At 39.0% G+C, this 26388-nt stretch carries 23 protein-coding genes, 1 rRNA gene and 1 riboswitch; of the genes, 21 read left to right on the top strand and 3 right to left on the bottom strand.

From position 1 onward, the window contains the following. Nucleotides 1-159: 159 nt before the first annotated feature. From rrf to tsaD, 7 genes are all read left to right on the top strand, one after another. Nucleotides 160-275, top strand: a 5S ribosomal RNA gene (rrf, locus tag B5473_RS00595). A 122-nt stretch (nucleotides 276-397) separates the two neighbouring features. Further along, nucleotides 398-1489: an NADH-dependent flavin oxidoreductase gene (locus B5473_RS00590; protein WP_079523196.1), complete on the top strand. Its 1092-nt coding sequence runs from the start codon at nucleotides 398-400 to the stop codon at nucleotides 1487-1489. A gap of 147 nt (nucleotides 1490-1636) precedes the next feature. Further along, on the top strand, nucleotides 1637-1975 hold the full coding sequence (locus B5473_RS00585; RefSeq protein ID WP_079523195.1) for a hypothetical protein: 339 nt from the start codon (nucleotides 1637-1639) through the stop codon (nucleotides 1973-1975). Between the two features lie 256 nt (nucleotides 1976-2231). Further along, entirely contained in the window at nucleotides 2232-2684 is a 453-nt protein-coding gene (gene tsaE / locus B5473_RS00580; protein WP_079523194.1) for a tRNA (adenosine(37)-N6)-threonylcarbamoyltransferase complex ATPase subunit type 1 TsaE, read from the top strand. After that, nucleotides 2681-3385, top strand: coding sequence for a tRNA (adenosine(37)-N6)-threonylcarbamoyltransferase complex dimerization subunit type 1 TsaB (tsaB, locus tag B5473_RS00575; protein WP_079523193.1), 705 nt, complete (start codon nucleotides 2681-2683; stop codon nucleotides 3383-3385). Before tsaE ends, tsaB begins: the two co-directional genes overlap by 4 nt. Continuing rightward, entirely contained in the window at nucleotides 3385-3828 is a 444-nt protein-coding gene (rimI, locus tag B5473_RS00570; protein WP_079523192.1) for a ribosomal protein S18-alanine N-acetyltransferase, read from the top strand. The genes tsaB and rimI overlap by 1 nt, the downstream gene beginning before the upstream one ends. Next, on the top strand, nucleotides 3828-4841 hold the full coding sequence (gene tsaD, locus B5473_RS00565; protein WP_079523191.1) for a tRNA (adenosine(37)-N6)-threonylcarbamoyltransferase complex transferase subunit TsaD: 1014 nt from the start codon (nucleotides 3828-3830) through the stop codon (nucleotides 4839-4841). Before rimI ends, tsaD begins: the two co-directional genes overlap by 1 nt. Before the next feature lie 575 nt (nucleotides 4842-5416). Here the strand turns inward: tsaD and B5473_RS00560 are convergent. After that, entirely contained in the window at nucleotides 5417-7357 is a 1941-nt protein-coding gene (locus B5473_RS00560; RefSeq protein ID WP_079523190.1) for an ABC-F family ATP-binding cassette domain-containing protein, read from the bottom strand. A gap of 233 nt (nucleotides 7358-7590) precedes the next feature. Here B5473_RS00560 and B5473_RS00555 point away from each other — a divergent pair, with 233 nt between their 5' ends. The 3 genes from B5473_RS00555 to tatC all read left to right on the top strand — a co-directional run bounded on the left by B5473_RS00555 (nucleotide 7591) and on the right by tatC (nucleotide 9374). Beyond that, nucleotides 7591-8226 carry a redox-sensing transcriptional repressor Rex gene (locus B5473_RS00555; RefSeq protein WP_079523189.1) on the top strand — a complete coding sequence of 212 codons (636 nt, stop codon included), beginning with the start codon at nucleotides 7591-7593 and terminating at the stop codon, nucleotides 8224-8226. Between the two features lie 78 nt (nucleotides 8227-8304). Then, nucleotides 8305-8532, top strand: a complete 228-nt coding sequence (gene tatA, locus B5473_RS00550; protein ID WP_008408483.1) for a twin-arginine translocase TatA/TatE family subunit — start codon at nucleotides 8305-8307, stop codon at nucleotides 8530-8532. A gap of 17 nt (nucleotides 8533-8549) precedes the next feature. Then, a complete protein-coding gene (gene tatC, locus B5473_RS00545) occupies nucleotides 8550-9374 on the top strand; it encodes a twin-arginine translocase subunit TatC (protein ID WP_079523188.1) in 825 nt (274 codons plus the stop codon). Nucleotides 9375-9457: 83 nt separating this feature from the next. Here tatC and B5473_RS00540 read toward each other — a convergent pair whose 3' ends face one another. Further along, nucleotides 9458-9970, bottom strand: coding sequence for a CPBP family intramembrane glutamic endopeptidase (locus B5473_RS00540; protein ID WP_254865206.1), 513 nt, complete (start codon nucleotides 9968-9970; stop codon nucleotides 9458-9460). A gap of 490 nt (nucleotides 9971-10460) precedes the next feature. Here B5473_RS00540 and groES point away from each other — a divergent pair, with 490 nt between their 5' ends. The 3 genes from groES to B5473_RS00525 all read left to right on the top strand — a co-directional run bounded on the left by groES (nucleotide 10461) and on the right by B5473_RS00525 (nucleotide 14010). Next, a complete protein-coding gene (gene groES / locus B5473_RS00535) occupies nucleotides 10461-10745 on the top strand; it encodes a co-chaperone GroES (protein WP_008408486.1) in 285 nt (94 codons plus the stop codon). 116 nt (nucleotides 10746-10861) lie between these two features. Continuing rightward, a complete protein-coding gene (gene groL / locus B5473_RS00530) occupies nucleotides 10862-12493 on the top strand; it encodes a chaperonin GroEL (protein WP_079523186.1) in 1632 nt (543 codons plus the stop codon). A 146-nt stretch (nucleotides 12494-12639) separates the two neighbouring features. Continuing rightward, complete coding sequence (locus B5473_RS00525; RefSeq protein ID WP_079523185.1) at nucleotides 12640-14010, top strand: S-layer homology domain-containing protein; 1371 nt, start codon at nucleotides 12640-12642, stop codon at nucleotides 14008-14010. A 146-nt stretch (nucleotides 14011-14156) separates the two neighbouring features. On the opposite strand, the gene B5473_RS00520 is transcribed toward B5473_RS00525, so the two are convergent. After that, nucleotides 14157-14903, bottom strand: a complete 747-nt coding sequence (locus tag B5473_RS00520; RefSeq protein ID WP_079523184.1) for an alpha/beta hydrolase — start codon at nucleotides 14901-14903, stop codon at nucleotides 14157-14159. 188 nt (nucleotides 14904-15091) lie between these two features. On the opposite strand from B5473_RS00520, the gene B5473_RS00515 reads away from it, so the two are divergent. The 8 genes from B5473_RS00515 to B5473_RS00480 all read left to right on the top strand — a co-directional run bounded on the left by B5473_RS00515 (nucleotide 15092) and on the right by B5473_RS00480 (nucleotide 26300). Further along, on the top strand, nucleotides 15092-15979 hold the full coding sequence (locus B5473_RS00515; RefSeq protein ID WP_079523183.1) for a LysR family transcriptional regulator: 888 nt from the start codon (nucleotides 15092-15094) through the stop codon (nucleotides 15977-15979). Nucleotides 15980-15985: 6 nt separating this feature from the next. Further along, on the top strand, nucleotides 15986-16828 hold the full coding sequence (locus tag B5473_RS00510) for a tetratricopeptide repeat protein (protein ID WP_079523182.1): 843 nt from the start codon (nucleotides 15986-15988) through the stop codon (nucleotides 16826-16828). 143 nt (nucleotides 16829-16971) lie between these two features. Then, entirely contained in the window at nucleotides 16972-17466 is a 495-nt protein-coding gene (locus tag B5473_RS00505) for a chemotaxis protein (RefSeq protein WP_079523181.1), read from the top strand. Between the two features lie 146 nt (nucleotides 17467-17612). Further along, nucleotides 17613-18998 carry a protoporphyrinogen oxidase gene (hemG, locus tag B5473_RS00500; protein ID WP_079523180.1) on the top strand — a complete coding sequence of 462 codons (1386 nt, stop codon included), beginning with the start codon at nucleotides 17613-17615 and terminating at the stop codon, nucleotides 18996-18998. An 87-nt stretch (nucleotides 18999-19085) separates the two neighbouring features. Then, a riboswitch (SAM riboswitch) is annotated at nucleotides 19086-19183 on the top strand. Nucleotides 19184-19287: 104 nt separating this feature from the next. Continuing rightward, complete coding sequence (locus B5473_RS00495) at nucleotides 19288-21132, top strand: bifunctional homocysteine S-methyltransferase/methylenetetrahydrofolate reductase (protein WP_079523179.1); 1845 nt, start codon at nucleotides 19288-19290, stop codon at nucleotides 21130-21132. Next, nucleotides 21125-24556, top strand: a complete 3432-nt coding sequence (gene metH / locus B5473_RS00490; protein WP_079523178.1) for a methionine synthase — start codon at nucleotides 21125-21127, stop codon at nucleotides 24554-24556. The genes B5473_RS00495 and metH overlap by 8 nt, the downstream gene beginning before the upstream one ends. 70 nt (nucleotides 24557-24626) lie before the next feature. Continuing rightward, a complete protein-coding gene (locus B5473_RS00485; RefSeq protein WP_079523177.1) occupies nucleotides 24627-25139 on the top strand; it encodes a GNAT family N-acetyltransferase in 513 nt (170 codons plus the stop codon). A 129-nt stretch (nucleotides 25140-25268) separates the two neighbouring features. Continuing rightward, a complete protein-coding gene (locus B5473_RS00480) occupies nucleotides 25269-26300 on the top strand; it encodes a fatty acid desaturase (protein WP_079523176.1) in 1032 nt (343 codons plus the stop codon). Nucleotides 26301-26388 lie beyond the last annotated feature (88 nt).

The following is a 26388-nucleotide window of genomic DNA, read 5'->3' as shown; positions in this document are numbered from 1 at the left end:
TAGATAGGTTCGAGGTGGAAGTGCGGTGACGCATGCAGCTGACGAATACTAATCGGTCGAGGACTTAACCACATTTTATTGCACAACTCAATGAAACGTTTATCCAGTTTTGAAAGAATGAAAATTCCTTTACATAGGCTTATTTAGAGCCCACTATAGTGAAGTGATGATGGCAAAGAGGTCACACCCGTTCCCATACCGAACACGGAAGTTAAGCTCTTTAGCGCCGATGGTAGTTGGGGGCTTCCCCCTGTGAGAGTAGGACGTCGCTTCGCACACGCAAAACCACTGAGGAATCAGTGGTTTTTTTGTTGTATTTAAATTAATGAGGACCTCTAACTTGAAAATAAAATGCAGTTTCGTTAAAGTACATACATAGCAAAAGGGAGGAATTGTAATGAAAGCACTTTTTGAAAAGTTTAAATTGAATGAAGAGGTTGAACTACGAAATCGTTTAGTTATGGCACCTATGACAACCTACTCTGCAAATGAAGATGATACTGTTTCCGATGAGGAAATCACATATTATAAAGAACGTGCTGAAGGAGCTGGAATGATCATTACAGCATGCGCATACGTTGCAGCAAACGGTAAAGCATTCCCAGGACAAATTGCCGCTCATGAAGATCGTTATATTCCAAGCTTGCGAAGAATTGCACAGGCTATTCAACAAGGCGGTGCTAAAGCGGTTTTACAAATTCATCATGGCGGTCGACAATCATATCAACATTTAGTACCAAATGGAGATGTTGTAAGTGCGAGTACAGCTGTTACAATTGAGAAAAAAGAAGCTCGCGCATTAACTCTTGAAGAAACTAAAGATATGGTTAAAGCTTATGCGGAAGCGACAAGAAGAGCAATTGAAGCAGGGTTTGACGGCGTTGAAATTCATGGTGCAAATACGTATTTAATTCAACAGTACTTCTCTGCCTTTACTAATAAAAGAACAGATGAATACGGCGGAACATTTGAAAATAGATTACGTTTCCCATTGGAAGTGGTAAATGAAGTAATTAAAGTTAAAAACACATATGCAGATGAAAAGTTTATCGTCGGTTACCGTTTCAGCCCGGAAGAGCCTGAAGAAGATGGTATTACAATGGATGATACAGTTAAATTAGTAGATAAATTAGCGGAAACACCGTTAACATATTTGCATATTTCACTTGGAGATTTCAAATCTGAAACACATCGTTATAAAAACGGCCAACAAAATCGTATTGCTGTAATTCAAAGCTTGTTAAATGGACGTAAACCATTAATTGGTGTCGGTTCAATTTATACTCGTGAAGAAGCAGAACAAGCATTACAATTAGGTGCAGATTTAGTAGCACTTGGTCGTGCCTTGTTAATCGAGCCGCATTGGGTGGAAAAGGTACAGAATGAGGAAAACGTTGTAACGTCTTATGATGAAAAAATTGATACTGTAATTCCGGCTCCTTTAATGGAGAAAATTCTGTCAAGACCAGGTTGGATTCCCGGTATATAAGTCAGTAAAGATTATAATAATATAGAAACTTAAGTTTATTTCAAAAAGGAGGATGCGAATACGTTCGTATTCTCCTTTTCCTATTGGTAATGTTTGAACCGCTTAATTTCGGGAATGGTTTCATAAGGATATTAAGGGGGGATAAGAATGAATAAAAAGGCTTTTTATGTCTTCCTGTCTATTTGTCTCTTTATATTGCTGACAATGCTAATAACAGCTTGTCAGGATGAAGTTTTAGAGATAGAAGAAAGTAATACATATGTTTGGCAAAAATACATGAATGAAGAAGAGTATGAAAAAGTAAAAGAAGGGATGTCTTATCTAGAAGTAGTACGCATTTCCGGAGGAGCCGGTCAGCAAATTGATAACGATACATATGAATGGAATGATGAAATTTTACTGACAAAAGGATATCGCTTAAAATTTGAGGATGATGTATTGGTAAAAAAAGAAGTAGTGGAACGCAAAGGGAACTCAAAGCGTTAGGGATTGGCAAAATTTAAGGTTGAACGTGGGTATGCTCATAGTATTTCTACATTACCTAAACAATGTCAGGAAATAAAGAGAAGTACGGAAACATTCACTTTTTCTCAGAAAAAATGAGTGTTTTTCTTTTTTTTACAGCTACTTTATTTTAACGTAGTTGGGTAAGAACCAATCTAGAAGTGATACATTTTGAACAATTGCTTCAGTTCAAGTAAACTAGAGATAATGGATTTTTTTTGTGGAAGGAAGCAATCAGATGATATTTGAAAAAGATATAAATACGCTGGAAGAAACGCAAGCACTTGCGATGAGACTGGCAGACTTAGTCGAGCCACAGTATACGATTACACTTGAAGGTGATTTAGGGGCGGGAAAAACGACATTTACACAGAGCTTTGCAAAAGGGCTGGGCGTAAAGCGAACGGTCAATAGCCCGACATTTACTATTATGAAGCAATATGTAGGACGTATACCACTTAATCACCTGGATGTATATCGTCTGGAAGATAGCGATGAAGATTTAGGCTGGGAAGAAATTTTTTATGGGGATGCTGTAACAGTTGTGGAATGGGCACATCTTATTCAGGAAGATTTGCCTGAAGAGCGTTTAGCAATTGAAATTACACGCATTGATGAAACGAAACGCAAATTTGTATTGAAACCGATAGGCGAAAAGTATGTTCGTCTTTGTGAGGAGTTATTAAAATGATTTGGTTAGGAATAGAGACAGCAAATGCACCGCTTTCTGTCGCCATAGTACAAGATAATAAAGTAATTGCAGAAGTCGTGCAAAATATAAAATTGACACATTCAGTTGGTGCAATGCCGGCAATTGAAGAAGTTATAAACAGAGCAGGCTTAACACCGGCACAAATTGATGCGATTGCCGTTTCTGAAGGTCCCGGCTCTTATACAGGAGTCCGAATTGGTGTCACTCTTGCCAAAACCTTGGCCTGGTCATTGCAAAAGCCATTGGTAGGTGTATCAAGCCTAAAAGCACTGGCTGCAAATGCCCGAGTTGCGAACTATGCAATCTGTTCATTAATCGACGCCCGTCGTCAAAATGTATATGCCGGTGTATATGAAGCAGACACTATGGAGTCGATTGTTGAAGATCATCATGACCATATCGACGGATTATTACAGAAGCTTCAGCAATTAGAACGACCAATATTATTTGTCGGGACAGATGTCGATTTGTATATGGAAAAAATTCAGCAAGTGTTAGGTGATTCTGCTATCCGTGCACCATTTACAATGAATTTACCGCGTGCATCCGAACTAATTGCTTTAGCACAACAAATGCCATTACCGACAGTTGAGGCTGTCCATGCTTTTGTTCCCCAATATCGCCGTATTGCAGAAGCGGAAGCGAATTGGATAAAGGAACAGAAAAAGGAGCAACTTTAATGGTACAGTATCGCAGAATGACAATAGATGATGTTCAGGCTGTTCATAAAATTGAGCTTGCATCATTTCCTACACCATGGACATTGGATTCGTTTTATTACGAAATGACCGAAAACCAATTTGCCCATTATTTAGTGGCGGAAGACGATAAAGGTGAAATTATCGGATTCTGTGGAATTTGGCTCGTTATTGATGCAGCACAGATTACCAACGTAGCGGTTGTACAATCTGTACGTGGTCAAGGTATTGGTGAGACACTTATGCGTGAAGCGATGCGAGTAGCGAAAGAAGCAAATATGGATGTTATGAGCTTAGAAGTACGTGTAACAAATACTGTTGCACAAAATTTATATCGCAAACTTGGTTTCCAAGATGGAGGTCTTCGTAAAGGCTACTATACAGATAACCAGGAAGATGCGTTAGTAATGTGGGTGAATTTATAATGGATAACTATATATTAGCAATTGAAACTAGCTGTGATGAAACAGCAGCAGCCATTATTAAAAATGGGACAGAGATTATTTCGAATGTTGTATCATCGCAAATCGACAGTCATAAGCGTTTCGGCGGGGTTGTCCCGGAAATCGCATCACGTCACCATGTTGAACAAATGACAATCGTTTTAGAAGAAGCATTAAAACAGGCAAATATGGAACCAAAGGAATTAACAGCTGTTGCCGTAACAGAAGGACCGGGACTGGTAGGTGCTTTGTTAATCGGTATTAATGCGGCTAAGGCTTTCGCTTTTGTTCACGGCTTACCATTAATCGGGACACATCATATCGCCGGGCATATTTATGCGAATAATTTAGTACAGCCAATGGAATTTCCGCTGTTGGCACTTGTTGTTTCAGGTGGACATACAGAGCTTGTCCTCATGCGTGAACATGGTTCGTTTGAAGTTATCGGTGAAACACGTGATGATGCTGCAGGTGAAGCATATGACAAAGTAGCCCGTGTATTGAATATGCCATATCCGGGTGGTCCTCATATTGATCGTCTTGCCCATGAAGCGACAGAAGCCGTTCCTTTCCCGCGTGTATGGTTGGAGGAAGATTCATACGATTTTAGCTTCAGTGGCTTGAAATCTGCAGTGATTAATTATAAACATAACATGGATCAGCGCGGTGAAGAAATCATTGCCGAACATGTTGCAAAAGGCTTCCAAGACAGTGTAGTGGAAGTATTGACTGGTAAGACAGTACGAGCAGCGCGTGAATTTCAGGTAAAACAAGTAATTGCAGCTGGCGGTGTATCAGCCAATAAAGGACTACGCACAGCATTGGAACATGCGTTTAAAGAAGAAGGTATTCCATTTTATGTACCGCCTTTAAAATTATGTACAGATAATGCTGCAATGATTGGTGCAGCTGCATATGAAATGTATGAAGCAGGAGTTCGTGGGAATTTAGCTATGAATGGGCGCCCAGGGATGGAGCTCTTGAGCTGGAAATAGGGTATATAAGCATGGTGAAAAGATGTGGCACTACATCCTTTTCTCATGCTTTTTTTGCAGAGAAAATAAATTTTTCTTAATTTGTTTTCTTTCAATAATATAAAAAAGTCGAATCTAGTAATTTATGATGGATAAATCTCATTTATAACAAGTTTTTATTGACTGTTCAACTTTTCTGAAAATTATCCACAGATAAAGTTAAATACCCACAAAAAAACTTGCGAACATGCGTACTTATACACAAACTGTGTATAACTTGTGGAAAACATGTGACTTATCTATATATAGTAGTGTCTTTTTCACACAGCAATGTGTATAACTTTGATTTTAAATGTGGATAATGTGGAAAACTATGTTGATATGTTGATACTACTAGATTTGTATTGTGAATAAAATTGTGGAGAAATTTGTAGAAATTTGGCGTATTGACCTATATATATGATTATTATGTAGATAGGATGATAGAAAGATTTAATATTATACAATAGCAATACACCAAATATGTTTGTGTAGAAACAGACTTTTCATGTGCATATAAAAAAGGAGTGTCCATATGTTGATGGACACTCCTTTAATTATAGATTGTCAAGCTCTTCGTTTAGTTCAAGCCATTCTATTTCAAATACTTCATGCTGTTCTTTTACATCATTCAGTTCAGACTGAATTGTTAATGTTTTTTCATGATCCGAATAAATATCAGGATCACATAGTTGTTCTTCGAAGACGGCGATTTTTTCATCTAAGGCGCTCATCTGCTTTTCGATATCTTCAATTGCACGACGAATTTGACGTTCTCTTTTTTTTGCGTCCTTGTCGATCGTCGAAGTAGTCTTTGTTTGAACAGTCGAATCAGCCGTATTTTTTTCAATTGCTGCGGCTTTCATTGCAGCTAATTCTTCTAGTTCCTCTTTCTTTTCCACATAATAATCATAGTCACCTAAATACTCAAACGAACCTGTGCCTGAGAGTTCAACGACTTTAGTAGCGATACGGTTGATGAAATAACGGTCATGTGAAACGAATAGCAGTGTACCAGGATAATCGATTAAGGCGTTTTCCAATATTTCTTTACTGTCCAAGTCTAAATGGTTTGTCGGTTCATCAAGTACTAGGAAATTTGATTTTTGCATCATTAACTTCGCAAGTGCAAGTCGCGCCTTTTCTCCACCTGATAGGGAGTTTACGGTTTTCGAAACATCATCTCCGCTAAAAAGGAAGCGACCTAAAATGTTGCGGATATCCTTTTCATTCAGTAATGGCCATTCATCCCAAAGCTCACTAAGAACAGTTTTATTCGAATGAAGTTTCGCCTGCTCCTGATCATAATAGCCGATTTGAACATTCGTACCGTAACGGATATCCCCGGCCAGTGCCTCGATATCTTGAACGATTGTTTTCAATAAGGTAGATTTCCCAACACCGTTTGGACCGACAAGTGCAATACGATCTTCTCTAAAGACGCGCATCCCAATATTTTTGGAAATAGCCTTGTCCGTAAAACCGATTGTTAAATTATCTACCGACAGCACGTCATTTCCGCTTTGGCGCTCAATTGTAAAGCCGAAGTTGGCACTCTTTTCATCGCCATCAGGAGATTCCATCCAATTTGTCTTCTCCAACACTTTGCGACGTGACTGGGCCATTTTTGTAGTTGAAGCTCGGGCAAGGTTTTTTTGGATAAATGTTTCGAGCTTGGCCTTTTCATCCATTTGACGCTCGTACATTTTTAAATCACGTTCATAGTTTTTTGCCTTTTCATCTAAGTAAGCACTATAGTTGCCTACATACTTCGACACTTTTGTACGAGACACTTCGTAAACAATCGACACGACTTGATCTAAGAAATAACGGTCATGCGAGACGATTAAAATCGCGCCATCATAACCTTTTAAATAGCCTTCCAGCCATGACAATGTTTCAATGTCCAGATGGTTGGTCGGCTCATCCAAAATAAGGAGGTCGGGCTTTGACAAAAGAAGCTTAGCTAGTGCTAGGCGTGTGCGTTGTCCCCCGGATAGAGAACGGATCGGCTTTTGATAATCTTCAGGGAAAAATTGCATCCCATGTAAAACAGAGCGGGTATCGGCTTCATACTGATAACCACCTGCATCTTTGAAATCATGCTGCAACTGATCATACTCCGCCATAATGCGTGTATATTGTTCGCTATCTTCATATATTGCAGGATCGGCCATTTGCTGTTCAAGTTGACGCAGCGTTTTTTCCTGGTTTTGCAAGTTTGCGAAAATTGTCATCATTTCGTCCCAAATCGAAAGTTCAGAGTCGATGCCTGCATGCTGCTCTAAATAGCCGACTTGAATATCTTTTGGAATAATAATTTCACCAGAGTCATAGCTCATTTGTCCGGCAATTATTTTTAATAGCGTGGACTTGCCGGCACCGTTTCTTCCTACTAATGCCACACGATCACGGTGCTGTACTTCTAGTTTTACACCACTTAATATTTCATCTGTAATAAACGATTTATATAATTGATTTACTTGTAAGACAATCATGTTTACACCTCAGTTTCTCCTATTTAGTTTAATGGATGGGAACATTGTACGCAACGATGGATACTTTACTTGTCGCTCCTTGTTTAGTAAGATTAACTTGCTTCTGCACAAAGAGTGGAGTTTATGTTAAGCGTGTCATATCGCTTGGCGTCAACTACGTGATTAAATCATGTTGGTCATTTACGGAGGCATTATTTGAAAAAGATTTCCAAATGTACATAGGAGGAGAATGTGTGAAACAAGAAGTAAAAATTCCACAAGCAACAACAAAAAGACTTCCTCTTTATTATCGATTTTTGAAAAACTTCGCAACTGAAGGTAAAAAGCGTATTTCTTCACAGGAATTAAGTGATGCGATGAAAATAGATTCGGCTACGATTCGACGTGACTTTTCTTATTTTGGAGCACTCGGTAAAAAGGGATATGGATATGATGTCCAGTATTTACTCGAATTTTTCCGTCAAACTCTGGACCAGGACGAGGCGATGAATGTTGCGTTAATAGGGGTCGGGAATCTGGGGAATGGCTTATTAAAATATAACTTCCAAAAAAATCATAACACGCGTATCGTTGTTGCATTTGATACGAAGGCACCGATGGAAGGAACGACGATTAGTGATATTCCAGTATTCCATCCAGATCGTTTGGAAGAAATGTATGAGGAGTTTGGCGCGGAGTTAGCAATATTGACTGTTTCATCCCGCTCAGCACAAATGATGACAGACCGACTCGTTAAAATAAATGCTAAAGGTATATTAAATTTCACACCAGTACGATTATCTGTTCCTGACACGATTAAAGTGATGAACATTGATCTATCGGTAGAATTACAGGCACTTACGTATTTAGTGCGAAACTCAGGTAAGTAACAAAATGTTCATTACTATAAATAGCAAAATCTAGTTAATTAATGTAAAATATACATAATAATAGAGGAGGTGGCTATAGTGATTGTACATCTAAATGCGATTACACCTGTGAGCCTGATTATCATTGGACTGATTGCTTTGTTAATATTCGGTCCCAAAAAATTGCCATCATTAGGCCGTGCGATGGGGACAACTTTACGTGAATTCCGTAGCGCTACGAAAGGCTTGACGGATGACGATGACGATTTCGATACAAAGAAAAAAGTGATTGAACATAAAGAGAACGAAAAAAACGAAGTTAAGTAAAATAAGGATGTCTTGCTATGAATTCAAGAGAATTAACCGTAGTTGAACATATGGAAGAGCTTAGAAAACGTCTATTTTTCGTAGCGATTTTCTTCGTGATGGCTCTTTTCATCGGTTTCTATACGGCGAAACCACTTATTCGATACATTCAACGCAGTGATTTAGCTGCCAGTTTTTCGATGAACGCATTTAGTCCGGCAGATCCTTTAACCGTTTATTTACAAGTTACATTTATTGTAGCTGCCGTTATTGTATCGCCATTATTGCTTTACCAGCTATGGGCATTTATAACACCTGGTTTGCATGAGGCTGAACGTAAGGCAACATTGAAATATATTCCGTATGCTTTTGTACTGTGTATAGGGGGGATAGCCTTTGCTTATTATGTGTTATTTCCATTTATAATGCGCTTTATGACGGATTTATCCAATGATTTGAATATTACGCAAACAATCGGTATTAATGAATTCTTCTCATTTCTAATTAAGTTAATTGTACCCTTTGCGGTGCTATTTCAATTGCCTGTTGTTACACTGTTTCTTTCACGTCTCGGAATCATCAATCCGAAGCTTATGGTGAAATTTCGGAAATATGCGTATTTTGTATTAATCGTTATTTCGGTATTGCTGGCACCGCCTGATTTAGTATCGAATATCATTATTGCGATTCCGCTATTTGTTTTATATGAATTGAGTATTGTCATTGCACGTCTCGGTTATCGAAAATATGAAGTGGCTGAAAAAGAACGCATATTAGCAGAAGAAGAACGTGAACGTGAACTGCAAGTGGAGGAGCTGCTTGAAATACAGCGTAGGCAAATGGAACAGATGAATAATAGTTAACGTAACGCTATCGAACAAGGTAGCGTTTTTTTATTTTCATATGGGGAAATAAAAAACCCGCTATTTTACATAGCGGGCAAAAATTATACTTGAAACTTATCGGCATTCATTTGGATAAATGTGACGAAACCGTTCAATAGGACATGCGCGATAATCGGTGTGAGAAGACGCTTTGTTTTATGATATAAAAATGCGAAGATCATACCGCAAATCGTATACAATAATATATGCGTAAAATCCATATGGATCGCAGCAAACACAATTGCACTAATTATGCTCGCAATCCAGAAATTATAGTTTTGTATAATCGATCCGAAAATGACCCGGCGGAATACAAGCTCTTCCAAGATCGGTCCTAAAAAGACAGTAGCAATAATCATGATAGGTGCTACCTTTGTGACATCCATAATTGCTTCGGTATTTTCCGAGCCCATATCAATTCCTAATGCTAGCTCGATGTAGGCGCCGATTGTCTGCCCTAAAAAGACTAGGAAGAAACCGATGATCCCCCAACCGATAGAAGCCCCAATTGACGCTTTTTCTCCTTTAAAAACTTCCCAGAATTGTTTATTGCGTGAGATTAATATAAAACTCACAATAAAAGCAACCGCAAATGATATAGTTGACCACCAAGCAGATAATTTTATAAGTTTATCCTGCTCAGATATACCAGAAAATAGTTGTAAAAGGGAATCTTTTAAGCCGGGAATGAATATAAGTAATAAGACTGATAACTGACAGATGATATAAGTTATTAACACATAAAATGCGGTCTTCTGTGTTTTGAACTTATCTGATGAACGGGAAGTCACGAATGAAAAACCTTCTTTCTCTTACAGACTAGTAGAATCACACCCCCAAATGAATGAGGAATGGTGTATCTTCTATTATAGCGTTTACAATGGGCTCTTATGAATGCCCCACTGTTATACATTTAACATTATTGTAGAGGAATTTGCCAATAAATCAAAATTTTTTGGTGCACATACTTGCAAAAAAATATGGAATTCTTTAAACTAATAAATGTGTTAGCACTCGACAAACGAGAGTGCTAAAAATAGAAAATTTCTTAGGAGGTTGTTTCAATTGTTAAGACCATTAGGAGATCGCATCATTATCGAACTTGTTGAGGTAGAGGAAAAAACAGCATTTGGTATTGTTTTACCCGACTCAGCAAAAGAAAAACCACAAACTGGTAAAGTTGTGGCTGTAGGTACAGGTCGTGTTCTTGACAACGGCACTCGTCTTGAGCTTGACGTAAAAGAAGGCGACGAAATTATCTTCTCTAAATTCTCTGGTACGGAAGTTAAGTACGACGGCGTAGAATATTTAATCCTACGTGAGAGCGATGTACTTGCAATTGTCGGATAATTACAAAATCAAAAGAAAACTGCAGCTAGTTATACATACTAATCTTTTCTAGCTGCACATCTTCATAAACAATAAATCAAAAAAATAGATCGTAAATTTTAGGAGGAAAATGAATTATGTCAAAAGATATTAAGTTTTCAGAAGAAGCACGTTCATTAATGGCGGCTGGTGTAGATAAGTTAGCTAACGCTGTAAAAGTAACTTTAGGACCTAAAGGGCGTAACGTTGTTTTAGAGAAAAAATTCGGTTCTCCACTTATTACAAATGACGGTGTATCTATCGCAAAAGAAATTGAATTAGAAAACGCTTATGAAAATATGGGTGCTAAATTAGTGGCGGAAGTAGCTTCTAAAACGAACGAAATCGCAGGGGACGGTACAACAACAGCTACAGTACTTGCGCAAGCGATGATTCGTGAAGGACTAAAAAACGTAACAGCTGGTGCTAACCCAGTAGGTATTCGTAAAGGTATGGACAAAGCGGTTGCTGCTGCATTAACAGAGCTTCAAGCTATTTCACGTCCAGTTGAAAATAAAGAATCAATCGCACAAGTAGCGGCAATTTCATCAGCAGATGATGAAATCGGTCAATACATTGCAGATGCGATGGAGCGCGTAGGAAACGACGGCGTTATTACAATTGAAGAATCGAAAGGCTTTACAACAGAACTGGATGTAGTAGAAGGTATGCAATTCGACCGTGGTTATGCATCACACTACATGGTAACTGATACAGATAAAATGGAAGCGGTACTTGATAACCCATTCATTTTAATTACAGATAAAAAAATCTCAAACATTCAGGAGATTTTACCGGTATTAGAACAAGTTGTTCAACAAGGTCGCCCAATTCTAATTATTGCTGAAGATGTTGAAGGGGAAGCACTTGCAACATTAGTAGTAAATAAATTACGTGGTACTTTCAACGCTGTAGCAGTTAAAGCTCCAGGCTTCGGTGACCGTCGTAAAGCAATGTTAGAAGATATTGCTGTATTAACTGGTGGTCAAGTAATTACACAAGATCTTGGTTTAGATTTAAAATCAGCTGATTTATCATCTTTAGGTCGTGCTGCTAAAGTTATCGTATCAAAAGATAACACAACAATTGTGGAAGGTGCTGGTAACACAGATGCAGTAGCTGGTCGCGTTAACCAAATCCGTGCACAACTTGCTGAAACAGCATCAGAATTCGACAAAGAAAAATTACAAGAGCGCTTAGCTAAATTAGCTGGTGGTGTTGCTGTTATTAAAGTTGGTGCTGCAACAGAAACAGAATTAAAAGAGCGCAAATTACGTATTGAAGACGCATTGAACTCAACTCGTGCAGCGGTAGAAGAAGGTATCGTATCAGGTGGTGGTACAGCACTTCTAAATGTATACGCGGCAGTTGAAAAAGTATTGGATCAAGTAGAAGGCGATGTTGCAACTGGTGTACGCATTATTTTACGTGCATTAGAAGAGCCGGTTCGTCAAATTGCTGAAAACGCTGGCTTAGAAGGTTCAATTATCGTTGACCGCTTAAAACGTGAAGAGGTAGGTATTGGCTTCAACGCGGCAACAGGCGAGTGGGTAAACATGGTTGATGCAGGCGTAGTTGACCCAGCAAAAGTAACACGTTCAGCATTACAAAATGCAGCATCAGTAGCTTCACTATTCTTAACGACAGAAGCAGTAGTTGCAGACATCCCGGAACCAGCAGGCAGCGGTATGCCGGACATGGGCGGCATGGGTATGCCGGGGATGATGTAATTCCTTTAAGTAATGTATAGATTGTTTTTATAATATAATCGGTTGTTTTGTTTATTAGAGCAAAACAGCCGATTTTTTACATTGTTTTGTATTTTAATAACCGATAAATTATAATATGGAAAGGTTCCAAAATAAGGGGGAATTGGATGAAGAAGTTTTCGGTTTTACTGGCATTAGTACTCGTTTTACAACTCATTTTACCATTAACAAATATAGTGCAGGCAGAAGAAAGTAAGTCGCTATATTATGTAGCACTTGGTGACTCGCTGGCAGCGGGAATGAATGAAAACGGTGAGATTGGTTTTGGTTATGCAGACTTACTTGCTAAAAATTATCAAGAGCAGAAAAGTGAAATTATATTCAATAAAGGGTTTTCTTATCCAGGATTTACAACAGTCGATGTATTAAAAGGTATGGAAGAAAACGTCACTAAGCCTATTTACGATTTAAATGGTGTTTCGCAAAAGACAGTAGCAATCAAGGATGCAATTCAACAGGCAGACCTAATTACATTGAGTGTTGGGGCAAATGATATTTTGAAAAATGTAAATCGCTCTGAATCCGGTGAATTTAGCTTTGATACTGCAGGTGTTATTAAGAGCATTCAGGATGTATCGGTAAATTATAAAAAGATTTTCGACAGCATTTATAAAATTAATCCCGAAGTTGATATGATTGTGATGGGGCTTTACAATCCGTTTCCTTATATTGAAGATCCGGCAATTCAAAAACAGCTGAGCATGCTAGTAACGACTTTGAATAATTCTATGAAGAGTATTGTAGAAAATAATGGTGGCATCTTTACTGAAGTAGCTGCACAGATCGCTACGGATGCAAAAACTTATTTACCGAACCCTAAAAATATTCATTTAAGTGAAGCGGGTTATCAAGTCGTAGCGGATGCGATGATGAAAGATTATTTGAATGCATTAATTAAAGAATCAGAAGAAGGTCCTACGGAAGGCGAGATCGTTAAAGCGCCATTTACTGATATTCAAAACCATTGGGGCAGAGATTATATTGATGTTGCCTATGCAAAAGGTATTATGAATGGGTATGAGGATGGTACATTCCAGCCGAATGCCAACATGACGCGTGCTCAAGTAATATCTGTTATTTCACGGGCCTTTGGATTAACTGCAACAAACAAAGCCCCTTTTAAAGATATTAGTCAATATGCACAGCAAACTCAAAATGGAATTGCCGCTGCGTATGAAGCTGGCTTAATTAAAGAGAATAACGGGTATTTTAACCCGCAAGGTAAAATTACACGTTCACAGTTAGCATTGATTTTAATGCGTATTTCAACTGTTCAAGCTGGGCAGCAATATGTACCTGTAAAACAGGCACCTTTCCATGATATTGCGAACTATGACCGTGAAGCACAGTTAGCAATTACTTTTTTATATGATACAGGCATAGTGCAGGGAACAAATGCTACAACATTTTCACCTAAAGGCAATGTTACACGCGCTCAAGTGGCGAAGATTTTAGTGCTTGCAATAAATGAAAAATAAAAAACAAGCGTTAAATGGACGGGGATCCATTTAACGCTCGTTTTTTGCTGACGAGTAAACAAAAGCAAACTCGTCTATATCATTGCAAAAACGGGGATTTTTGCAAGGGGACACAATGTCATATATAAGCTAAAGTGGGCCAACGATTATTCTTTCCACTTTAACCCTTCAAAGAAACGGTAAATTTCTTCAAACACTAATTCACGTTCTTTACCTAATGTTAATATATGTCCGGAATTAATGAAAGTTTTAACTGATTTAATTCGTGAATTTACTGAACTATAAATTAGGTCGGCACTTTCACAATAATATTCATCATCTTCCAAACCACGTAAAATGTGGACCGGTGTTTTGATAACATTTAATTTTTCACTTGTTTCATTAATCATATTTTGTAAATAGTTTAATGAAGGCATTTTCACAAGTTCAGCAATTTTATTACGACTATCAACTGTTTCATCATAAGTGCCAGATAACTTTTTATAGTTAATAGCATAGTCAATAATTCGATTTTGTAAACTATCTGTTGATTTTGCTGTTGCTGGAGCAGACATGGTAACAATCGCTTTTGTCGGACGTTCTTCACCAAGCTTTAAAGAGAAGATGCCGCCAAGAGAAACACCTGCTACTGCAATTTCATCATAGCCACGATTACGTAATTCATCATAGCCTTCTATAACACTGTCCCACCATTCAGCGGGTTGTGATTGAATTAATAAGTCAGGGCCACCACCATGGCCTTTATATAATGGTGCATGTACTGTGTAGTTACGATCCGCTAAATATTTTCCTAAACGTTTTACATCATTTGTATTGCCGGTAAAGCCATGCAGTAATAATACGGCACGTTTTCCGGATTCAATTGTAAAAGGTTTCGGCGCGATGAGTTTCATTGTCAATTAGACTCCTTTTTTTATGTCAATTTTACAAAACTTCAAAAAAAACACTTGAAATTTAAAAATAATTTTGATATGAAAACCTGTTGTTATCGACTATTATAAAGAGTATAAACATATAAGTACAATTTATTATTTTTATTATATTGATGCAAAAAAGTTATGAATGATGTGAGGTATGTAAAATGGAGATTGAACAGCTTCAATATTTCAAAACCGTTGCTACAATGCAACATATGACACGTGCGGCAGAAGTTTTAGCGATTTCCCAACCGGCGTTAAGTAAGTCCATCGCGAACATTGAACAGAATTTGGGAGTACCGCTTTTTAACCGTGAAGGAAGATCCATCTATCTGAACCGTTTTGGCGAGCTTTTCTTGAAAAGTGTTAATGTCATTTTGGATGAATACGATCGTATTAAAGAAGAGTTTGAAGATATTATCAAACCGGGTTCTGGAGAAGTGTCATTTGGCTTTATTCATACGCTCGGTATGGAAATCGTGCCGGAACTGATTGCTTCAACAAGTGAGGCATTTCCGAACATGCAATTTTCTTTAACACAGGCGACTTCGTTAAGCTTATTAAAACGGCTAGAAGAAGGAGCTATCGATTTGTGCCTATCGCAAAAAATAGAATCAAGAGTTATTGAAATAGAGACAGAAGAATTATTTGTGGAAGAACTGTTTGTCATTGTCCCGACAACGCATCCATTAGCACAGCAAGATGCCGTTAAATTTGAGGAAGTAAAGAATGAACCATTTATTGCGATTAAAAAGGGGAATTCACTCCGTCAATTAGTGGATGAGCTTTTTTTAGAACGGGGAATTGTGTTAAACACAACATTTGCTGCCGAAGAAATGCATACAGTAGCAGGATTTGTCGGTGCGGGAATGGGTATATCCGTAATACCGAATATTAAAGGGCTTGATCATTATAAAGTAAAACGTTTGAAGCTAGATCCGCCTTGCTATCGTTCAGTCTGTGTTTCATGGGCGAAAAACCGCTATTTACCTCCAGCAGTTTCCGAATTTAAACAATACTTACTGGATTATTTTCAGCAAAGAGAAGAGTGAATAATTATGGAGCACAATCAATTTAAAAACTGGCTGAAACTAATTGAAATCGAGCATGAGGAAAAGTGGCTTGAGCAGTTTGAATCAGCATCTATAGGGGACGAGCAGGCAACCGTTAATATCGCCTTGTTATATAAAGAATATGGACAATATGACGAAATGTACGATTTGCTAGATAAGGCAAGTGAGCGGCAAAACAGTGAAGCTATGTATGAACTGGGCAACTGTTATTTTGAGGAGCTAGGTGAAAAAGGAAGCGAGCAACAGGCGTTCTTACTCTATAAAAGTGCTGCACAATTAGGTCACCGTGATGCAATGAATAATTTAGCGGATATGTATTTGAACGGTGAGGGAACAGGAGTTGACGAACAACAGGCGCTCAGCTGGTTTAAGAAAGCTGCACAATTAGGTGTCGCTGAATCGATGTTTACCCTCGGAATGATGTATGAACAAGGATTGGGAACCGAATGTGATGAATCACAGGCTTTTTCCTATTATTCCCGCAGTGCAGAACAGCAAGATGTCGAGGCAATGTATCGTATTGGTATGATCTATTTTTCAGGAGAACTAGGGCAACAGCAAAATAATGAAAAAGCGTTGGAATGGTTTTTAAAAGCGAGTAAACAGTTTCATGTCGATGCAACATTTAATATCGGCTACTGCTATGAATATGGTTATGGTGTAACCCAAGATAACGAAAAAGCAATCCATTACTATAAGAAGGCAAGTTTACTTGGAGATTTAGAAGCGACAAAAAAAGTGGTAAGTTACTTTGAGATGACGGACGCAGCTGAAGCATCCAAGTGGCAGGAAAAGCTAATAGTTCTAAATAACGATATATATGAATAATAATGTGATAGAAACAATAAAAGTTTACATTTCTTAGTACACTGTCATAATTTAGACCCATTTCATGGAGAAAAATAGGTTTAATTTTAGTGAGAAATAGGAAATATATTATAAGGGGAAAGTATTAAGAAGGGGGAATTTTCATGTTTATGTTTGCAGTCCATCAATTCTCTTCTGAACACAATGAGGATAGTAGTATTCAAAAACTACAACAAATGCTATTAGAACAGCGAGAGAATCTGACGACGCTATGTACAATCGTTGAATATTTAAAAAGTTATGTCCAAACAGGGCTAGATCATAAAGATGTTGTTAAATACAAACAAAAAATCCAAATGATGACGGATAAACAAGAAAAACGTTACCATCAGATTGATGAGCTGATCAATACGAATATTTTGGAACTGAAGAAGGGTAAAACAGCAGATAATACCGCACTTATATACGGTAAAGAAGTTCGGAAAATCGAATCTGGTGTACGTACTTTAAAACTGTTTGCGAGCGATGCAGTGAACATGTTAGATCTAAACAAACATTTAGAAAATCGCAGTAGTGAACGTATACGCTATTTTGATAAACGCTCTACATCTTTGGAAGCAGAAATTATTTCCCTAACAAAGCAACTATCTTACAAATAAAATAAGAGGCCATTCTATCAATAGTTTTTTAGGTAGGATGGCTTTTCTTATGTGGTTCTAAAAATTGTAATACCCCGCTGACCATATTTTACATAAAAGAGTTTATACTTATAAAAGAGAAGCGAACGAAATAGGAGAGAATGAATATGAAAACAGTAGTAGTTGTAGGTGGCGGGATTACCGGGCTATGTACGATGCATTATTTAAAAAATAAAATGCATGAGCAAAACGTGGAAGCGCGGTTAATATTGATTGAAAAGAACGCATATTTAGGCGGGAAAATCCATTCCGAAAAGGATAAAGGTTTTATTATGGAAACGGGGGCTGACTCAATTGTAGCTCGCCATCCGGGGGTTTTGGAACTCGTAAAAGAGCTTGATTTTGAATCAGAGCTTGTCTATAACGAAACAGGAATTTCTTACATTCATACGAATAATGAGCTCCATGCAATCCCGGCAGGATCGACATTCGGTATTCCGATGAGTGTGGAATCGCTCATGTCAAGTACATTAATTTCTGAAGAAGGAAAGAAAAGAGCACTTCAAGATTTAGAAATCCCGAATACTAAATTTACAAAAGAAAGCTCTATCGGTACGTTTTTAGAGTACTTTTTAGGGGAAGAAATTGTCCGCAAGCAAATTGCCCCTGTATTAGCGGGTGTTTATTCAGGCGATTTATATCAATTAAGCCTGGCATCTACTCTGCCTTATTTAGTGGACTATAAAAACAACTACGGATCGATTATTAAAGGATTCGAAGCACATCGAGAGCAATTCGAAAAAGCGGCGAATAAGAAGTTTATTTCTTTCCGTTCAGGTTTATCGGCATTGATCGATCGTTTAGAGCAACAGCTGCCGGAAGTTGAATTCATGAAAAATACAGTAACAAAGCAAATCAATAAATTAGGCGAGCAATATGAGGTCGTGCTGGAAGATGAAACGATTTTAGCGGATGTTGTTGTATTGGCCGTTCCGAATGAAACCGTACGTCATGTCATTCAGGACGACTCACTGGAAGAACAGCTTAAAAAGTTCACGACAGCATCTACTCTAACGATGTATGTTGGCTTTGATGTACCGGACGATATTTTACCGGCAGATGGTACAGGCTTTATCGTTTCGCATAATAGTGATTTAGTTTGCAATGCATCGACATGGACGAGCCGTAAATGGAAACATACGTCAGCAGAAGGTAATTTACTCGTTCGCCTGTTTTATAAAAATATTAATCCGCGCTATGAAGAGTTGGCAGCCATGTCTGATGAAGAACTGACAAAAGTTGCGCTGGAAGATATACGACTTAGCTTAGGCGTTGAAGCGGAGCCGACAGTCGTCAATGTAACAAAGTGGATTGATCAAATGCCACGCTATGATTTGGCTCATAATGAAGCGTTATCGAAAGTTGTGCAGCAGCTGGCAACAGATTACCCGAATGTTCTATTAGCAGGATGTGCCTATTTCGGAGTAGGAATGGGTGCTTGTATTTTAAACGGCAAAAAAACGGCTGAACAGATTATTAGTCGAATTATGTAAAGAAATACTTCATTCGGCTAAAGGGTATTGACGTAACTATTAGATAACGTTATGATTCATTTAATTATTTTAAAAATTCATATTATTTTCTTATCAAGAGAAGTCGAGGGACTGGCCCGATGAAACTTCAGCAACCAACATTAAGTCAGGTGCTAAATCCAGTGGCTAATGCCAGAAGATGAGAAGGGATTAAGTTGATAACTACTAAGCCTTCTTTTTATTTAATGAAAGAAGGCTTTTTTTATATCGTTAATATACTGAAAATACTGTAAATGATGGAGTGAAGGCAATGGGTTTACTTGAAGAATTACAAACACGAGTTTTAACAGCAGACGGGGCAATCGGAACACTTCTTTATTCATATGGGTTGGATTATTGTCATGAAGAAATGAATATTGCACGTCCTGATATTATAGAGAAAATTCATAGCGAATATATTGCAGCTGGTGCAGATATTATTCAAACGAATACATACGGTGCAAACCGGATTAAGCTTGCACGTTATGGCTATGAAAATCGTGTCATGGAATTTAATGAAGCCGCATTAAAAATCGCAAAGCGTGCTGCCTCTCTTGATGGGCAATACGTTCTGGCGACAATTGGCGGTATTCGCGGAATCCGAAAAAGTGATGCGACATTAGACGAAATTTTAGCTGCATTCCAAGAGCAGGCCGAAGTATTACTAGCTGGTGAACCGGATGGGTTTTTACTGGAAACGTATTACGATTTTGAAGAATTATCGCATTGTGTCCATCTATTACGTTCAATGACTGATTTACCGATCATTGCCCAAGTGACAATGCAGGAGCCAGGTGTCCTTCAAAATTTAATGTCTTTAAATGAAGCATTTCAAGATTTGGAAAGGTTAGGTGCAGACATTGTTGGAAGCAACTGCCGATTAGGTCCTTTCCATACAATTCAGGCGTTTGAGGGAGTCAATTTACCGAACAAGGCATTTTTATCAGCTTATCCAAATGCATCGTTATTAGATATTGAAGATGGCCGTGTTGTTTATGAGTCGGAAACCGATTATTTCGCACGTGCAGCTGTTGAACTCGTAAACCAGGGAGTCCGTTTAATTGGCGGTTGCTGCGGAACAACACCGAAGCATATTGCAGCTGTAAAAAAGCGTTTGGCGAATATGGAGCCAATTGAAACGAAAGAAGCGAAACATGGGCAAACACAATTTGTCCGTATTCCGGAACCACGTAAACAAGAGCCGCTTCACGAAAAAGCAAAACGTGAACGCTCTGTTATTGTTGAACTAGATACACCGCGTCATCTGGAAATCGACGGATTTGTCGAAGGGGCAAAACAACTGGCAAAAGCGGGAGCAGATGTCATTATGATGGCTGATAACTCACTTGCTTCGCCGCGTATTAGTAATATCGCTATGGCCGCTATTTTAAAAGAGCATGGAATTCGTTCATTGCCGCATTTAACGTGCCGTGACCGCAATTTAATTGGGCTTCAGTCACATTTAATGGGACTTGATGCGCTGGAACTTCATGATATTCTTGTTATCACAGGGGACCCGACAAAAGTGGGGGATTTCCCGGGAGCGACGAGCGTATATGATGTTTCGTCAATGGAGCTTATTTCTCTTATTAAGCAGTTAAACAAAGGCGGTTCTTTTACAGGGAAATCGCTGCGCAAACAGGCGAATTTCTCGGTTGCTGCTGCTTTTAATCCGAATGTCCGCGTATTGGACCGTGCAGTAGCCCGTTTAGAGAAGAAAATCGAGCATGGTGCAGATTACTTTATTTCACAGCCGGTTTATACGAAAGAGAAAATTATCGAAATCTATGAGGCGACTAAGCACTTGGAAACACCAATCTATATCGGGATTATGCCGCTTACTTCTTCACGCAGCGCGGAATTTTTACATCATGAAGTACCGGGCATTAAATTGTCTGATGAAGTACTTGCGCGTATGGCTGCCTGCGGGGACGACAAGGAAGCATCGACAGCAGAAGGAATCGCGATTGCCAAAGAGCTGCTTGATACAGCATGCAAATACTTTAACGGTATTTATTTAATTACACCGTTTTTACGCTATGATATGACGCTGGAATTAATGGACTATGTAAAACAATATGATGTGGAAAGTAAAGGAGTTCAGTCGAATGTATAATCACCCAATTCATGAGCAATTACAAAAAAGAATACTTATCATCGATGGTGCCATGGGGACGATGCTTCAGGCAGAAAACCTAACATATGAAGATTTTGGCGGAGAAGATTTGGACGGTTGTAATGAAAACCTGGTACTGACAAGACCTGATGTACTGGGCAAGATCCACCGCGAATATTTAGCTGCTGGTGCTGATATTATTTGTACAAATACGTTTGGGGGAACACCACTCGTATTGGATGAATATGATTTAGGGGACAAGGCGGTTGAAATTAATAAGCGGGCGGTTGAAATTGCACTGGAGGCGGCAAAAGAGTATTCGATACCGGAATGGCCGCGCTTTGTCGCAGGTGCAATCGGCCCTACAACAAAAACATTGTCGGTAACAGGCGGTATTACATTTGAAGAGCTGGAAGAAAACTTTTATATCCAGGCTAAAGCGTTAATCGAAGCTGGGGCGGATCTTCTCTTAATGGAAACTTCCCAGGATATGCTGAATGTTAAAGCAGGAACGATTGCGATTCACCGTGCATTTGAAGAGCTTGGCAAAGAGCTGCCTGTTATGATTTCAGGGACAATTGAGCCAATGGGAACAACGCTTGCCGGGCAATCAATCGAAGCATTTTATATTTCAATAGAACATATTAAACCGTTGTCTGTCGGACTGAACTGTGCGACAGGTCCGGAATTTATGACCGATCATATCCGTTCATTGGCGGAGCTTTCGAATGGTTATATTAGCTGTTATCCGAATGCCGGTTTACCGGACGAGGAAGGCTGCTACCATGAAACACCGGATTCATTATCAAAAAAACTGCAAGGCTTCGCAGAAAAAGGCTGGCTGAATATCGTCGGCGGCTGCTGTGGTACAACGCCGGCACATATTGCGGCGATCCGTGAAGCGGTAGATGGCTATAAACCGCGTGAGCCGAAAGATGTAACACATGGACATGTCGTATCAGGTATCGAGCCATTGCAATACGATGAATCAATGCGCCCGTTATTTATCGGGGAGCGTACGAATGTTATCGGCTCTCGTAAATTCAAAAATCTGATCGTTGACGGCAAATTTGAAGAAGCAGCGGAAATTGCACGTGCACAAGTTAAAAACGGAGCACATGTCATCGATATTTGTTTAGCAAACCCTGACCGTGATGAAGTGGAAGATATGAAAAACTTCATGCAGGAAGTTGTGAAAAAAGTTAAAGTGCCGCTTGTTATTGACTCTACAGATGAAAAAGTAATGGAAGTCGCACTGAAGTTTTCGCAAGGGAAGGCTATTATTAACTCCATTAACTTGGAAGATGGAGAAGAGCGTTTCGATGCGGTTATGCCACTTGTAAAAAAATATGGGGCTTCACTTGTTGTCGGTACGATTGATGAAACTGGAATGGCTATTACACGTGAACAAAAGCTTGAAGTAGCGAAGCGTTCTTATAAGCTCTTAACAGAAAAATGGGGAATGTCAGCAGAAGATATTATCTTTGACCCGTTAATGTTCCCGGTAGGTACAGGTGATGAGCAATATATTGGTGCTGCTGAGGAAACAATCGAAGGAATTCGCCTAATTAAAGAACATTTACCTGGCTGTTTAACAGTGCTCGGTGTAAGTAATGTTTCGTTCGGTTTACCGCCAGTTGGACGTGAAGTATTGAATGCGGTTTATTTATATCACTGTACACAAGCAGGCTTGGACTATGCGATCGTAAATACTGAAAAGCTGGAGCGCTATGCATCGATTCCTGAAGAGGAAATCAAGCTGGCGAACGATTTAATCTTCAATACAAATGATGAAACACTCGCTGTATTTACTGACTTTTACCGCGATAAAAAGAAAGATGCAGTCGTGAAGGAATTACCGGCGACAGTGGAAGAACGCCTTGCGTATTACATATTGGAAGGTACGAAGGAAGGATTAATTGAAGATTTAAATGCAGCACTCGAAAAATTCGATACACCGCTTGATATTATTAATGGACCATTAATGGCAGGGATGGCGGAAGTCGGAAAGCTGTTTAACGAAAACCAGCTGATTGTAGCAGAAGTGCTTCAAAGTGCCGGTGTCATGAAAGCTGCGGTCGCTCATTTAGAGCAGTTTATGGAAAAGGGCGATACGAGTGCCAATAAAGGGACAATGGTATTGGCGACAGTAAAGGGCGATGTTCATGATATCGGGAAAAACCTGGTCGACATTATTTTAAGCAATAACGGCTATCGTGTTGTAGATTTAGGAATTAAAGTAACACCTGCACAACTGATTGAAACAATTCGAAGAGAAAAACCGGATTTTGTCGGCTTGTCAGGTTTACTTGTAAAATCGGCTCAGCAAATGGTCATCACGGCACAAGATTTTAAAGAAGCCGGCATTAATATTCCAATATTAGTAGGGGGCGCGGCATTGTCACGTCGCTTTACTGAGACGAAAATTGCCGATCAGTATGATGGACCGGTAATTTATTCAAAAGATGCAATGCAAGGTTTGGAACAAGCGAATCGCTTAATGAATACAAACGAGCGTGAAGTATTAATAGAAGAATTGCGTGATGCACGAGAAAAACGTCTGGAATCGGATGCGAAGCGTGCAGCACGTCCGGCAGTGGCAGTACTTGAAAAGCCAGTTCGAACAGTGGGAGATGCAGCTGTTTGGAAGCCAAAAGATTTAGTGCCGCATATTAAGCCGGATTATTCGGTCGCTCATTTACATCCGTATGTAAATATGCGTACATTGATCGGGCATCATTTAGGGCTTAAAGGGAACTTGGAGCAATTGCTTGCAGATCAGGATGCACGCGCCATTTTATTAAATGATTTAGTGAATGGTTATTTAACAAGCGGCGGATTGAGTGCTTCAGGAATGTATCAATTTTTCCCGGCACAATCCGATGGCGATGATGTAGTCGTGTACAGTCCGGAAGATGCAAAAACGGAAATTAAACGCTTTACATTCCCGCGCCAACAAGTAGCACCATTTTTATGTTTATCGGATTATTTAAAGCCGGTTGACAGTGGTGAAATGGACTATATTGCGTTAATGGTCGTAACGGCAGGTAAAGGGGTAAGCGAAAAAGCAAATGAACTGAAAAAAGCAGGCAAGTTCTTGGAGAGCCATGCGTTACAAGCGACTGCACTTGAACTTGCGGAAGGATTTGCGGAGCGTATCCACCAGGAAATCCGAGACCAATGGGGCTTCCCGGATGCAACGGACTTTACGATGCGTGACCGATTTGCAGCAAAATACCAAGGACAACGATTCAGCTTTGGCTATCCGGCATGTCCAAATCTGGAAGACCAGGAGAAATTGTTCTCTCTATTAAAACCGGAAAAAATTGGTGTACATTTAACGGAAGGCTTTATGATGGAGCCAGAAGCGAGTGTATCGGCAATTGTATTTGCTCACCCGGATGCACGTTATTTTAATGTATAATTGATTCAAAAATACCGCTTTACCTTTTTTTGAGGTAAGGCGGTTTTGCGACCTTTAGGAGGAAAAAATGATGATTCGACGCGCAACTAAAGAAGATATACCGACGATTTTGGAAATATTTAATGATAATATCCGAAACTCCACAGCGATTTACATGTACAAGGAACAAACACTGGAAGACCGCTTAAGATGGTTTGAACAGAAGCAGGCTTCAGGTTATCCGCTATTCGTATTTGATGAAGACGGTGAAGTAGCGGGTTATGCAACTTACGGAAGTTTCCGTGATTATCCAGCAAACCTATATACAGTAGAACATTCAGTATACGTGCATAAAAATCATTATAAAAAAGGGATTGCCAGTAAACTGATGCATGCAATTATAGAGGAAGCAAATGCAAAAGGTATAAAGACGATGGTTGGCTGTATCGATAAAGAAAACATCGCCAGTATTAAAATACATGAGAAATTCGGTTTTTTATATAGCGGAACAATCCGCAATGCCGGTTATAAATTCGGGAAATGGCTGGATTTAGTGTTTTACCAATTAGATTTGGATGGTCCGAAAAATCCACAGGAGAATTAAAGAGGCTATTAGTTGTTACCAGGTCATATGACATCTGTCATAAAAAATATGTGATGTTTGAGCGTTTTATCATGTTCACTCTTTTTATAAGATGATATTAACAACTTTTGTGGAAAGAGGGATCGACACATGGTAAGCACACATGCAGATAAAACAAAGCAGCTGAGAAAAGATGTTGCACCGTTCGCAAAATCAGAAACGCGACTTAGTATTCAACAAATATTAAATACGCTTGTACCACTTGTATTAATTTGGGGGGCGGGTTATGTATTGCTCCAGTACTCTCCTTGGTATACGGCGTTATGTAGTATCCTAGCTTCAGGATTTGTTATTCGTGCATTTATTATTTTCCATGACTGTACACACGGTTCATTCTTTAAAAGCAAAAAGGCGAATGCCATTATCGGAAATATTACAGGTATTGTGACATCGTTCCCATATGAAAAGTGGAAGCGCGAGCATACGATTCACCACGCGACAAGTTCAAACTTGGATAAGCGCGGAATTGGCGATATTGATATGCTGACAGTTGATGAATACTTGGAAAAATCAAAATTAGGTCGTTTAGGTTATCGTTTATACCGTAACCCGATTGTCATGTTTGGATTAGGGCCACTATTTATGGTTCTTATACTGAATCGTTTCAATCGTAAAGATGCAAAGCGTAAAGAGCGCTTAAACACTTATTTCAATAACATCGCATTGTTAGTTATTTGTACAACCCTTATTTTAATATTTGGTTGGTCTACGTTCTTATTAGTACATGGTTTAACATTGTTTGTTGCAGGTTCATTAGGGATTTGGCTGTTCTATATTCAGCATACTTACGAAGATTCATACTTTGAAGTTGATTCTGAGTGGGATTATGTAAAAGCAGCGGTAGAAGGAAGCTCATACTACAAATTACCGAAAGTACTGCAATGGATTACAGGAAATATCGGTTTCCACCACGTACACCATTTGTCACCGCGTGTACCGAACTATAAGCTGGAAGATGCACATGAATCGATCAAGCCTCTTCAACAGGCAACAACGATTACATTAAAGACAAGCTTAGAATCGATTCGCTACAAATTATATGATGCCGACAACTACCGCTTTATTACATTTAGAGAAGCGGCAGAACTTGAGGCAACACGTAACCAAACTGTTGCGAACTAACTTTATACAACAATTAAGGTACCTCAATTTATAGCTTGAGGTACCTGTTTTATTATAGAATATAGGTAAAAAGAGAATCGAGGCAATT

This window comes from Solibacillus isronensis (assembly GCF_900168685.1).
In the GTDB taxonomy this organism is placed as follows: domain Bacteria; phylum Bacillota; class Bacilli; order Bacillales_A; family Planococcaceae; genus Solibacillus; species Solibacillus isronensis_A.
The sequence above is the reverse complement of the archived record's forward strand: the minus strand, read 5'-3'. Positions and strand labels throughout refer to the sequence as shown.